3 protein-coding genes are annotated in these 13867 nt (G+C 71.3%); all 3 read right to left on the bottom strand.

What is annotated here, in order from left to right; translation table 11 throughout:
- Positions 1 to 11 precede the first annotated feature (11 nt).
- From J2S75_RS20760 to J2S75_RS20770, 3 genes are read right to left on the bottom strand one after another with little or no spacing between them, the layout of a single operon-like run.
- Positions 12 to 8957 carry a type I polyketide synthase gene (locus J2S75_RS20760; RefSeq protein WP_307022877.1) on the bottom strand — a complete coding sequence of 2982 codons (8946 nt, stop codon included), beginning with the start codon at positions 8955 to 8957 and terminating at the stop codon, positions 12 to 14.
- Entirely contained in the window at positions 8944 to 11088 is a 2145-nt protein-coding gene (locus tag J2S75_RS20765; protein ID WP_307022879.1) for an AMP-binding protein, read from the bottom strand. Before J2S75_RS20765 ends, J2S75_RS20760 begins: the two co-directional genes overlap by 14 nt.
- On the bottom strand, positions 11085 to 13862 hold the full coding sequence (locus J2S75_RS20770) for an ATP-binding cassette domain-containing protein (protein ID WP_307022881.1): 2778 nt from the start codon (positions 13860 to 13862) through the stop codon (positions 11085 to 11087). The genes J2S75_RS20765 and J2S75_RS20770 overlap by 4 nt, the downstream gene beginning before the upstream one ends.
- Between the last annotated feature and the right edge of the window lie 5 nt (positions 13863 to 13867).

A 13867-nucleotide genomic window follows, 5' to 3' on the forward strand; every position in this document is an offset into this window, starting at 1 on the left:
CCGGCCGCCGCTCAGGTGAAGGCGATCAGCGTGTCGAGATCGTCCTGGCTCAGGGCGAGCCCGGCGAAGTCGCTCGGCGAATAGCGCCGGGCGGACTGGGCCGCCACCACCCGGCAGGCCTCGGCCTCGGCGCGCACGGCGTCGAGCAGGCGCTCGATGGTCGCGGCGTCATGGCCGGCGCCGAATTCGCAGCGCAGCACGAGCGCACCGCCTTCCTGCCAGCAATTGAAGGCGAGGCGGTGCGGACGGGCCGCTTGCGCCGCCCGCTCGCGCCCCGCGCCGAGCCGCACAAGCGCCAGGCCGGCATGGCCGAAACGGCTGATATCGCCGAGGAAGTTAAACGACACTTGCGGCCGCGACCCGGTGAGCGGCGGGGTGGCGGCGCGCAGCAGGCCATAGCCCATGGCCCGGCCGGCGGCCGCGCGCGCGCGTTCCTTCACCGCCAGCAGCCAGGCCGGCAGGTCGCCCGTCTCCGCCGGCAGTGCCACGGGATAACGGGTGGTGAACCAGCCAATGGTGCGCGACAGGTCGATGGCGCCATCGCCCGTGTCGCGGCCATGGCCTTCCAGCTCCAGTTGCAGCGCACCGCCGGTCCAGGCGATGAGCGGGCGGGCGATGAGGGCGAGCGCACTCTCCTGCGGCTGGTGGCCGAAACGCTCGGCAAGATCGGCGAGCAGCGGCTGCGACAACGCCGCCTCCAGCCGCAGATCGCGGGTGCGGGCGCTGCCCTCCACATCCGGCGCGGCGGGATGGTCGAGCGGCACGGCGGTGGGCGCGAGCGCCACCGATTGCCAATAGGGCCGGTCGGCCTCGAAGGCGGCACCGGCCCCGGCCTGGTGGCGGCACCACCACGACCAGGCGGTGGGCGGCGCCAGCACCGGCTGCGGAGGATCGGACAGCGCCCTGGCGAGATCGTCGGCGAGGATCGCCCAGGACACCATGTCGAAGACGAGGTGATGCACCGCCACGACAAGGCGCAGAACCGCGCCAGCCTCGATCATGCCGGCGGCGAGCGGGCGCCCGGCCAGCGGGTCGATCGTCGCCACAAGACGGTCGGCCATGCGGTCTTCGCGCGGGGAGACATCCTGGCCGACGGCCACCTTCTCGCGCAGCAGAGCCGGCAGGCCCGGCGCATCCACCACCTGCTGCAGCGGCGGCGCCCCTTCCTGCAGCCGAATCCGCAGCCCGTCATGACGGGCAACGGAAGCGGCCAGCGCCGCCTCCACCGCTGCGGGCGCGGTGCCGGGGGGCAGATCGAATACGGCGGTGAGCGCCCAGTGCCGGCGGTCGGGCATGGCGAGCCCCATGAACCAGTTCTGGATCGGGGTCAGCGGCACCGGCTCGGCGACCGGCCCGCGGGCCTCCACCGTGTCCGCAGCGGCCGGCTTCATCAGCGCCGCCAGGGCGCGCGGGGTCGGCGCGGTGAAAATCTGCGCCGGGGAGAGCAGCCACCCCGCCGCCCGCGCCTTGCCGGCGAGCTGGATCGCCATGATGGAATCGCCGCCGAGAGCGAAGAAATCATCGTCCGGGCCAAGGCTGGCCGCCGTGCCGAGCGCGGCGAAAAGTTCGCGCCACAGCGCAAGGACCGTGGCGAGCGGATCGCCCGTGCCGGAAGCCTCGGCAACGATGGCGGCGTCGCCGGCCATGGGCGCGGCGAACAGCGCGCGCAGCGCCGTACGGTCCAACTTGCCATTGACGGTGAGCGGCAGCGCCTCGACGAGAATGAGGCGCGAGAGGCGCTGCGCCTCTGGCAGCTTGTCCTTGAGCTGGGCGTCGAGACGCGGCGCGTCCTGCCCCGGCGCCACCGCCGCGCCGACGAGGCGCACAGTGCCGTCGTCCTCGCGCAGCGCCAGCACCGCCGCGTCGCGCACGCCGGCGCAGGCGCGCAGCTGCGCCGCGACGCCGTTGGGATCGACGCGGTGACCACGCACCTTCACCATGTCGTCCTTGCGGCCGAGGAAGCGAGTGAGCCCATCGGCGTCACGGCTGCCGAGATCGCCGGTGAGATAGGCACGCGTGCCGTCATCGAGGCGAATGAAACCGGTCGCGGCCTCGCCGGCCGGCATCGGCTCCGCCTCGGCTTCGCCGACATAGCCAAGTGCCACACCCGCCCCGCTCACCCGGATTTCCCCGGTCTCGCCGGCGGGCAGCACCGCGCCCTCGGCGTCGACAATGTCGATCTGCACCCCGTCGAGCGCATAGCCCACGGGCACGCGGTCCGGCGCCTGCGCCCCGGCGGCCAGCGTCGGCGTGACCTCCACCATGGTGCAGCCTATGGTGGTTTCGGTCGGGCCGTAATGGTTGAACAGGCGCAGCTCCGGCCGCAGCGCCCTCAGTTTTTCGACGAGGCCGAAGGTCAGCACATCGCCGCCGCACACCAGCGCCCGGCGGGGTAGAAGCGCGGCGGCTTCCGGATGCGCCATGAGTGCGGCGAGATGGGTGGGGACGATCTTGAGCACATCCGCCGGGTGCCGCGTCATCCAGTCGATGAAGGCGGCGGGGTCGCGGGCGGTCGCCGCGTCCAGCACGTTGAGCGTGCCGCCGGAGGCCACGGCGCCGATCACGCTGGTATAGCCGAGATCGGCAGCGAAGGAGGTGGCGATGGCGAAGACCTGCGGGCCGGAAAGGTCCAGCCGGCGCAGCAGCGCCCGCGCATAGGCATCGAGCCCGCCGCAGGACACGCGCACGCCCTTTGGCCGGCCGGTGGAGCCGGACGTGAACAGGACATAGGCGAGATCGTCGGCAGCGCGTTCCGCATGCGGCGGGGTCTCACCCGGCTGCGGGTCGCGGTTCCAGCCCAGCACCGGCACGGCGACGGGTTCGCCGGCGGTCGCGGCATCGGCCACCACCACCCGCGCGCCGCACGCCGCCAGCAGCGTGGCGCGGTAGGTGGCGGGATAGTCGGGATCGAGCGGGACGAAGGCCGCGCCGAGATGGCTCGCCGCCGCCATCGCCACCAGCGGGCCAGCGCCGCGCGCGAGGCAGAAGGCGACCCGGTCGCCACGCTCGACGCCCTGTGCCGCCAGACGGGCGGCGAGATCGCCGCTGGACCGTGCAAGCTCCGCCCAGCTCAGCGTGCCGTCGCGGTCGACCACCGCAGGCGCGTCAGGCGTCGTGGCGGCCCAATGCGCGACATGATCGGCGAGGCTGGTGGGCAAGGGCGCGGATTCGGGCGGCGCCGGGACCACCGGCGCCTCCGGCTCGGCCGGCGCCGTGCCGACCGCCTCCAGCAAGGTACGGTAGCGGGCGACCCAGGCTTCGACGCGGGCGGCGTCGAACAGGTCGGTGTTGAAATTGGCTTCGATCGCGAGGCCTTCCTCGCTGGATTCGAGGTTCCAGTTGAGGTCCCAGCGCACGCGGCCATGGGCGTTAGCGCGCGGTGTCGGGGCCAGGCCGCCGAAGGGGGCAAGCGGCTCCACTCTGTCGAGATTGAAGGACACGCTCGCCAGCGGCGGGCGGGACGGGTCGCGCCGCACGCCACTGGCCTTGACGATGGCGGAGAGCGGATAGGCGGGATAGGCCATGGCCTGCGCCATGGCGGCACGGGTAGCGGCGAGCGCATCGCCCTTGAGCCCCTCAAGGCGCACCGGCACGGTGGAGATGCAATAGCCGGTCAGGCCCGGCTCGCCCACCAGCGGCTGGCCCGCGGCGAAGATCGCCACGACGAGATCGTCCGCGCCGGAGAGCTCCGCCAGCAACTGTCCATAGGCGGCGAGGCACAGGGTGAACAGCGAGCAGTCGAGCGCCCGCGCCCGCGCGGCGAGTTCGGCGGCGAAGGCGGGCGGCAGCAGCGCACGCACCGTGCCGCCTTCATAGGTTTGGAGCGGCGGGCGCGGCCGGTCTGTGGGGAGCGCCAGCGCCGCCGGCGGCTGGGCGAACACGCTTTGCCAATGCGCCGCGGCTTCCGCATCGGCTGCGGCGTCGCGGGCGAAGCCGGCGAAGCGCTCATAGGCGGCCGGGGCCGGCAGCGCGGGCTCGGTGCCGGCAAGGCGGGCGGTGTAGAGCTGGCCGAGTTCGTTGGCCAGCACCTGCAGAGACCAGCCATCGGTAACGATATGCGGCTGGACCAGCACCAGCGCTGTCTGCGTGCCGCCGCTCAGCAGCGCCACGCGCAGCATGCCGGCGCGCGACAGGTCGAAGGGCCGCGCAGCCATCTCCCGCACGAAGCAGTCCAGCTCCGCCGCGTCGGCGAACGCGGCCTGTTCCAGCGCCACGCGGGCCTCCGGCTCGATGACCGCCATGGCGCCATCGTTCTCGAAGCGCATGCGCAGGCTGTCATGGCGGGCGACAAGATCGGCCAGCGCCGCGCTCAGCGCCGCCACGTCGAGCGCGCCGGGTAGGCGCAGCACCAGCGACTGGTTATAGGCCGCCGCACTTTCCGGGCTGAAGGCGGCGAGCGTCCACAGCGCCTGCTGGCCCGGCGCGGTGGCGAAGCGGCGGGGCACCGCCGAAGGCGGCGGCAGCGCCGCGCCGCCCATGAGGCCGGCAGTGGCGAGGGCGCGGGCACTCTCCCGCACCGCGCGGGCGACGTGGGCGAGGTCGTCCTCGCTATGGGCGGTGGAAAGGAAGCAGGTGCGCCCCTCCCAGACATAGACGCCGCGCGAAATGAGCTGGCTATAGAACAGGTCGCTGGCGCCGGTGAAACGCAGCACGGAGGAGAAGTGCTCCACGCGCAGCGGGCTGCCGTCTTCCTCCAGCGCGGCGTTCAGCGTGGCGCACAGCGCCTGCGTGCGGGCGTTCAGCCGCTCCTGCAGCGCCGGGCCGGACGCGTCGAGATGGCCGAGCATCGCCGTGGCCGCCGCCATGGCGAGCGGGTTCTTGTTGAAAGTGCCGGCAAAGAAGGTGCGCTCGGCCTTGGGGCCGCCGGCGCCGTCCAGCGGCCAGACGCCGCCGTCGATGCCGTCGAGAAAGGCACTGCGGCCGGAGACGACGCCGATGGGCAGGCCGCCGCCGACGATCTTGCCATAGGTGACGAGATCGGCCCGCACCCCCGCCCAGGCCTGCGCCCCGCCGGCGGCGACGCGGAAGCCGAGCAGCACTTCGTCGAAGATCAGCGCCGCACCGGCGCGGGCGGTGAAGCCGCGCAGCCAGTGCAGGAAATCGCGCGGCTGCAGGCCCGGGCGGCGGCTCTGCACCGGCTCGACAATAACCGCCGCCAGCCGGTCGCCCAGCGCTTCCAGCGCCATCTGGCTGCCTTCGGGGTCGGCATAGTCCAGCACCACCACATCCGCCAGCATGCCCGGCGGGGTGCCGCTGGCGAGCGGCAGGCTGGCGCCATCGCTGCCGGAACGGGCCAGCGTGCCGTCGAAATGGCCGTGATAGGAGCCGGCGAACATCGCCACCAGCGAACGGCCGGTAGCATGGCGGGCAAGGCGCAGCGCGGTCATCACCGCTTCCGTGCCGGTGTTGCAGAACACCGACCGCTCATTGCCGGTGAGCTTCGCGATCAGCGCGGCGGCCTCGCCGGCCTTTTCCGCCTGCGGGCCGAGAAACAGCCCCTGCTCGGCGATCTGGCGCTGGATGGCCTCCACCACCATGGGCGGGCTGTGGCCGAGCAGTTGGACGCCGAAACCCATGGTGAGGTCGACATAATCATTGCCGTCGGCATCGACGACATGACTGCCCTGCCCCTTCACGCCAATGATCGGGTAGAGCAGCGATTTGGTCTCCGGCCGGAATCCCGCCACCGCCCGGCTGTCGGCCAGCACCGGCCCGAAGGCTTCGCGCTGGTGGCGGGAGGCGCCGTGGCTCGCGCCGTAGCGGGCGGCGAAATCGGCGATGAAACCCGCCGCCTCCGGGCTCAGCGCCTCGGTCGGTGTGGCAGGCGGGGGGCTGGCAGGCGGGAGAGTGGGGCTGGACACGCGAGCCTCCGTCGCCGCCGAGAGGGCGGCCATGGTCGGAATGGCGGAAAGCGGGGCGATGGCGGCAGCTGCGGCGGCGGGGTCGGGGGCTTTCGCCTCCACCTCGCGCAGCACCCGCTCCAGCAGCGCCCGCGGCGTGGTGAGGGTTGTGAACAATTCGCGCCGGGGAATCGCGACTTTCCACCGCCGCTCAAGCGTGGAAAGCGCCTCGGCGAGGGCAAGGGAATCCACCCCAAGGGTGAAGAAGCCGGCATCGCCCGCCAGTGCCGCTTCGCTCAGCTGCAGGCTGCGCCGCAGGCTGGTGGCGAGGGCGGCGCGGATGTCCTCGCGGTTCAAGGCCGGTGCGGCGGGCACGGGAACCGCAGCAGGCATCGCGGAGACCGGCGGAAGGAGCGCAGCCGCGTGCCGGCGCGGTGCCTCGACCCAGTGGCGGTCGCGCGCGAAGGGATAGGGTGGCAGGCGCGCCGGGACGGCGCCGCTCGCCGGCCATGTCACGTCGAGGCCGGCGACGAACAGGCGGCACAGCGCCAGCGCCAGCGTTTCGCCCGCCGCCCGGTTGCGGCGCATGGTGGGGATGAAGCGGGTGTCGCGGCCCTCAAAACCCGCGGCGCGCTGGGCGAAGCCAACCAGCGTCGCGGCCGGGCCGATCTCCACCACGACATTCACGCCCTCGCGCGCCAGGGTGTCGAGCCCGGCGCCGAAGCGCACGGGCTGGCGGATCTGCCGGCCCCAATAGGCCGGATCGCACAGATCGACCGAAAGATCGCCGCTGACGTTGGAGACGACCGGCAGGCGCGGCGCGGCGAGCATCGCCGCGCGCACCCGCTGCTCGAAGGGCTCGACGGCGGCGTCCATCAGGTGCGAATGAAAAGCGTGGCTGGTGACGATGCGCTGGCTGCGGATGCCTTCCGCATCCAGCGCGGCGAGCACTTGCGCGATCGCCTCGCCCGGCCCGGACAGCACGACTTCCTCCGGCGCGTTCAGCGCCGCGATATCGAGGCGCCCCTCGACAGCGTGCAGCGCCGCTTCGAGCTGTTCCAGCGGCGCGAACACCGCCACCATCTCGCCGCCCGGCGGCAATGCCCCCATCAACGCACCGCGCGCGGCCACAATGTCGAGCGCCGCCTCGAAAGGCACCACGCCGGCGAGGCAGGCGGCCGACCATTCGCCGAGACTGTGGCCGGCGACGAGGTCCGGCGTGATGCCGCAGGCGGCGAGCCGTTCGGCCAGCGCCATTTCCAGCGCGAACAGAACCGGCTGCACCTCGGCGGTGTCGGTCAGCGGCGGGCCTTCCCTGTCGAACATCCGCGCGGCGAGGTCGCGCCCCATCTGCAGCCCAGCCGCGTCGATCCGCGCGCGAAAGGCCGGGTCGGCGGCGTAGAGATCCGCCGCCATGCCCGGCCACTGGCTGCCCTGCCCGGAAAACAGGAAGGCAACCTTCGGGATATCCGGCAGAGCCTGCCCGACGGCGCCGACCTGCGGCGCCTCGCCGGCGGCAATGGCGCGCAGGCCCGCCAGCGCTTCCTCAGGACTGCGGGCGAGACAGGCGGCGCGATGGGCGAAGCGTCCGCGCCCCCGGTTCAGCGCCGCAGCGATGCCGGCGAGCGGAATCTGCGGGTCGGCGGCGAGATGATCGGCAAGCCCCGCCGCCACGCGGCGCAGGGCCTCGGCATCGGGGGCGGAAAAGGCGAGGACGGCAGGCAGCGGCGGGGCGACCGGCACCTCCGGCGCGGGCGGGGCTTCTTCCAGAATGAGATGGGCGTTGGTGCCGGAAAAGCCGAAGCTGCTCACCCCGGCGCGGCGCGGCGCGCCGGCGGGCCATTGCATCGCTTCGGCGACGACGCGAACGGGAAGTTCGTCCCAGGCGATGCGCGGATTGGGCTGGGTCTGGTGCAGCGTCGCCGGCAGCCGGCCGGCTTCCAGCGCCAGCACCATCTTGATCAGCCCGGCAATGCCGGCGGCGGCTTCCAGATGGCCGATATTGGTCTTTACCGAGCCCAGCAGCAGCGGCTCGGTGCGCAAAAGGCCATAGGCGGCGGCGAGCGCCTGCACTTCGATGGGATCGCCCAGCGGCGTGCCGGTGCCATGACATTCCACCGCCTGCACATCGGCCGCTGACAGGCCGGCATCGGCGAGCGCGCTCGCAATCACCGCCCGCTGCGCCGCTCCATTGGGCGCGGTGAGCGCGCTGGAATGGCCGTCATGATTGAGCGCGGAGCCGCGAATAACCGCACGGATGGCATCGCCGTCGCGCAGCGCATCGGCGAGGCGCTTCAGCACCACCAGCCCGCCGCCCTCGCCGCGCACATAGCCATCGGCGGCGGCGTCGAAGGTGCGGCAGGCATGGCGGGGGCCGAGCATGCCGGCGGCGGCGAGGGCGGCGGTCACATCGGCGTCGAGCGTGAGATTCACCCCGCCCGCCAAAGCGAGGTCGCATTCGGCGCTGCGCAGCGCACGGCAGGCGGCGTGCACGGCGACCAGCGAGGAAGAACAGGCGGTGTCGAGCACCAGCGCCGGGCCGGTGACATCGAGCCAGTGGGCGATGCGGCCGGCGGCGATGGAGCCGGCATTGCCGAGAATGGCGGCGGGGGAGAGCGAACCGGTTGCCTGAAAGCGGGACTCGTACTCATTGGCGCCGAGGCCGAGAAACACGCCGGTGGCGCGGGAACGCCGCGCCGCATCCGCATAGCCGGCGTCTTCCAGCGCCTGCCAGGCCAGCATCAGCGCGAGGCGGTGCTGCGGGTCCATGGCGTCGGCTTCGAGCGGGCGCAGGCCGAAGAAACCGGGGTCGAAGGTCTCCACCCCCTCGACATAGCCGCCGGGCGGCAGGCCGTCGCGCTCCGGCCGGTCGGCGGGAGCGGGGCGCACAGCGTCGCGGCCCTCGAACAGCAGACGGCCATAAGCCAGCGCCGAGTCGACATCGGCGAAGCGGGCGGCGAGGCCGATGATAGCCACGGGCGCACGGGCGCGGGCGGTCTCGGCCCGCAGCGCGTCGATGCGCCCTTCCAGCGCCAGCATCAGATCGGTGACCTGTTCGGGGTGCAGCCGGCTCAGCCGGGCGAGCAGGCCCGCGCGCCGCTCCTCACTGCTCGCCACGGCCGCCTCCCTCAATCATCGACAGAAGTTCTTCGAGGTCGCCGCCCGCGCCGGGCGGCGGAGCCGGTATCGACGGCGAGGCTTGCGCCGGCATTACCTGGGGTTGTCCCGTCAGATACGCCACGAGCGCGTTGACGGTTGGATGGTCGAAGGCCAGCGTTTGCGGCAGGGCACGGCCGAGATGGGTGCCGAGGGCGCCAGCGAGATCCACCGCGTCGATCGAGGTGAAGCCGAGTTCGCCAAGCCCGCGATCCACCGCGACGGCCGAGACCGGAAGGCCGAGCCGGCCTGCCAGCCAGTCGCGAATCCAGCGCTCCAGCGCCGGCACGGCAAGGGGCGTCGCCGGCGCGTGCGCCGCCGCGCGCGCCGTGTCCGATGCGGCATCCAGCCTCTCCTGCCGCGCGCTGCGCCACTCCGCGATAACGGGCAGTTCGCCTGCCCGCCAGGCCTGCCGGTTGGCGGCCCGCTGGATCTTGCCGCTGGAGGTGCGCAGCACCGCACCGGGCTCGACCAGCACGATGCGCGAGAGCTGGAGTTCCAGCATCTGCCACACCGAAGCGCTGATGGCGCTGAACAGCGGCGCGGGATCAGTGCGCCGCTGCGTGCGCTCCAGCTCCTGCACCAGCACCACCTGTTCGCCACCGGCCTCGCCGATGAGGCCGAACGCTGCGCCGCCGCCCGCGCGCAGCGCCGGATGCGCCGCCTGCGCCACGCGCTCAATATCCTGCGGGTAGTGGTTCGAGCCGGAGAGAATGATGAGGTCCTTGATGCGGCCGGTGACGCAGAGTTCGTCGCCGATCATCGCCCCGAGATCGCCGGTGCGCAGATAGCCCGTCGGGTCGTCCTCGCCCTCGATGCGCACGCCGAAGGTGGCGGCGCTTTCCTCCGGCCGGCGCCAATAGCCGCGCGCGATGGTCGGCCCGCCGAGCCAGATTTCACCGACGCGGTCGGCCGGCTGGCGGCGCTTTGTCTCGGGATCGACGATGGCGACGCGCACATCTTCCAGCGGCGCGCCGCAGCCCGGGATGAGGGTCGTGCGGGCCGATGCGCCAGCCTCGACGATGCGGCCCTGTTCCAGCGCCGCGGCATCGAGCGAGAACAGCCGAGGCGCCGCGCCCGTGGGGCTGGCGGTGACGGCCAGCGTCGATTCCGCCAGCCCATAGGCCGGGGCGAAGGTCTCGCGGCGAAAACCGTGCGGGGCGAAAGCGGCGATGAAATCCTCCATCACCTGCGGGTCGATCGGCTCGGCGGCGTTCATCGCCATGACGAGGGAGGAGAGGTCGAGGCCTGCCCGCGCCTCGGCCGGGATGCGGCGGGCACACAGATCATAGGCGAAGCTCGGGGCCGCCGTGTGGGTGCCGCCGAAGCGGCTGATCGCCTCCAGCCACAGCAGCGGGCGCTGCAGGAAGCTGTTCGGTGCCATCTGCACGACCGGGCAGCCGGAGTACAGCGTCTGCAGCAGGCCGAAGATCAGCCCGAGATCGTGAAAGGCCGGCAGCCAGGTCACCATCGTGCTCGCGGGCGAGAGACCCCAGGCTGCTTCCATCCGCGCCATGTCGGCCATGAGATTGGCATGGCTCACCTCCACGCCCTTGGGCAGGGCGGTGGAACCCGATGTGTACTGGATGAAGCAGGTGGCCGAAGGATCGACCTCTCGCAGGGGCGCGGGTGCGATGTCCTGCGCGTCGAGATCGCCGACATCCTGCCAGCGCAGGGCGGCCAGCTCCGCGCTGTCGGCCTGCCAGAGGGTCGATTGTTCGGCGACGCCGCCGCCGGTCAGGGCGAGAGCGGCGCCACTGTCGACGGCCACCGCCTGCAGCCGCTGGATCAGCCGGTGCCGGCGCGGCGGGTTGATCGGCACGGCGAGGCGCCCCGACCACTGGCAGGCGAGAAACGCGACGAGAAAGTCGACGCAGGGCTGGAACACCAGCAGCACCGGTGCGCCGGGCGTGCTCGCCCGTTCGAGGAAACCGGCGACACGGGCGGCGCGGGCCGCCAGTTCGGCCGCGCCGCAGCGCTCGGCCACCGCGCCGGAACTGTCGAGGAAGGTGATGGACCAGCGTGCGTCCGGGCTCTCCGCCAGCGCGGCGAGGCGGGTGGCGACGGTGCCGGTCGGGAGAACGGGGCTCATTGAGAGGGCACCTGCAGCTTCAGCCAGGCATAGTGCTTCATCATCGCCTCATAGCGCGGGGCGAAGGTGGAGACGATCTTCTGCTCGACGTCGGGATGCGCCGCGAGCAGCGCGCGCAGCGTCGCCCGGTCGATGGTCAGCAAATGGCAGGGCTTGCGCGTCACCACACGGGTGAACTCCTCCGCATGTTCCAGCACCGTATTCTCGCCCAGCGCGTCGCCGGCTTCCAGTACCTCCACCGACATGAAGGTGCCGTCCGGAAGGCGCACGCTCTGCTGGGCTTCGCCCTGTGTGATGAAGATCAGCCGATCGGCCGGCCGGCCGTCCTCGATCAGCACGGTGTCCGGCCCCACCGTCTCGACGCTCATGCGGGCGAGCAGGTTTTCAAGGAAGCCCGGCGCCAGTCCCTGCAGCAGCGGGCGCTTGCGCAGCCGTTCCAGAAGCTGCTCGCGCGGCACGACGCCTTCCGCACCGGCGATGACACTGCGCTCCCACAGATCGGCATAGACGCCCTCGGCTTCCAGCAGCGCGGCATGGGTACCGCTTTCCACCACCCGGCCGGCTTTGACGACATAGACGAGGTCGGCATGCTCGCACTGGGTGAGGTCATGGGTGACGGCGACCACGGTGCGTCCCTTCGTGACCTTGCGCAGCGTCTCTTCCACCGCGACGCGGCTCGCCGGGTCGAGCGCCGAGGTGGCTTCGTCCAGCAGCATGATCTGCGGATCGTGAAGAATGGCGCGGGCGATGGCGATGCGCTGGCGCTGCCCGCCCGAGAGCTTGCTGCCGCCCTCGCCGACATCGGTGTCGTAGCCATCGGGCAGCGCCATGATGATCGGGTGAATGTCGGCAGCCTTGGCCGCCGCCTCCACCTCGGCATCGCTGGCACCCAGCTTGCCCATGCGGATATTCTCGCGCACCGAGCCCTGAAACAGGATGGTCTCCTGCGGCACCAGCGAAATGAGGGAGCGCAGCTGCGCCTCCCCCAGCATCCGGATATCCACCCCGTTCACCCGGACATGGCCGCTGCGGGGCGAAAACTGGTTCTCGATCAGCCGCAGAATGGTCGATTTGCCGGAGCCGGACGGACCCACCACCATCACCCGCCGCGGACAGTCGATGGAAAGCGACACCTTGTCGAGCGTCGTGGCGGTGCCGTCATAGCTGAAACTCACCTCATCGAAGGTCAGCGAGTGCACCTTGCCGCCAATATTCTCCGGCCGCTCCGGGTCGGGGGCCGCGTCCGGCTTGCCGAGCAGGGCCTGCACCCGCTCCAGCCCGCCGACGCCCTGGATGAGCAGCGGCAGCTGGGCGCCGATGAAGCCGGCGGCGCCGCCAATGGTGAGCAGCAGGGTGATGAAGGCAACGATCGTGCCCGAGGACACGTCGCCATGCACCGATTGCAGAGCGCCGAGCCCAATGACAAGCAGCTGCGCCGCGCTGACGCCGAAGCTGGTCATGCGGCCAACGAGACCGGAGGAGAAATACTGATGGTAGCTCGCCTTGAACAGACGGGCGAGCTGGGTGGTGAACAGCTTCGACTGCAAATCGTGCAGGCCGAAAATGCGGATCACCCGCTGCATGAGCAGCGTTTCCTTCACCACATGGGCAACCTTGGCGTCCTCCGCCCCGCGTTCGTAATTGTAGCGCACCGCGCGTTTGCTGAAGCCTCGCGGCAGCCAGAAGGCGATCATCAGCGACACCAGCGTGGCGATGGCGAGCTGGGTGTCGAGCGTGAACGCCACCGCCACCGAGCCGATCAGCATCAACCCCTTGGAGAACAGGCCGGGCACCGCCCAGATGACCGCCTTCTCCACCACGGTGAGGTCATTGGAGAAATCCGCGATGATGGCGTCGGTGTCGGAACTGGCGAGTTCGCGCGCGTCCATCCGGTTGATCTTGGAGAACATGCGCGCGCGCAGATCATTGAGGATGCGCGGCCCGAGCTTGGCGACGGAATAGTCCAGAATGACGCCGAAGAAGGAGGCGGCGAGGAAACCCCAGATGAGATACCCGATATAGGTGCGGATCACCTCGACATTGCTGGGCTTTATGCCCTCGTCGAACAGCGTCTGCAGCCAAAGCGGGACATAGACGGCGTAGAGAATCTGCACCGCATTCGCGACGAGAAACCAGAACAGCAGCATCTTGTGCCGCGCCGCCGCCTTCGCCACCCAGATCACGAGATGGGTCGGCCCTCTCTCGGGGGTGCCGGCGCGGATCTCGTCCTGCCATTTCAGTTCGAGCGCCCCGGTGGACACGCCGGCCACCGCCTCGCAGGCGGCGTCCACATTGCCATTGGCGCCCATCTTGCGCCCGAATTTCAGGAAGCCGCGCGGTCCCTTGGCCTTCAGGAGATATTCGACGAACGCCGCCGCCCGCCGCACATCCTTCTGGTCCACCTCCGGCATGAGCAGGCGGCCCGCCAGCCCGTTGAGGTCATGCGCGTCGGTGCGCGCGATGCGCACGGGCGCGGGCTTCTTGCCGTCCTCGCGGCCCACTTCCAGCAACACCGAATGCAAGAGACCAAGCCCGAGCAGCCCCCAGGCGCCGCTCGGCATCGCCAGCTTGTAGGTGAACAGATGATGCGCGACGCGCCGCACCGGATCGCGACGCGCCTCATCCGGATTGGCGGCCATGGCGGCGGCGATGAAGCCCTTGTCCGGCTTGATCGCCAGCCGCTCGCAGGCCAGCGCATAAAGGCGCTGCAGCTTGTGCTGCACCTCATCCTCGGTTTCGTGCTTCTTGAACCAGTCGAAATGCCGATTGGACATGGCGG

The organism is Ancylobacter polymorphus, assembly GCF_030813495.1.
Lineage (GTDB): Bacteria > Pseudomonadota > Alphaproteobacteria > Rhizobiales > Xanthobacteraceae > Ancylobacter > Ancylobacter polymorphus.

What these genes read in the sequence shown, in the direction of transcription:
- J2S75_RS20770 (WP_307022881.1), bottom strand. Translation starts at nt 13,862, where the DNA reads ATGTCCAATCGGCATTTCGACTGGTTCAAGAAGCACGAAACCGAGGAT.
- J2S75_RS20765 (WP_307022879.1), bottom strand. Translation starts at nt 11,088, where the DNA reads ATGAGCCCCGTTCTCCCGACCGGCACCGTCGCCACCCGCCTCGCCGCG.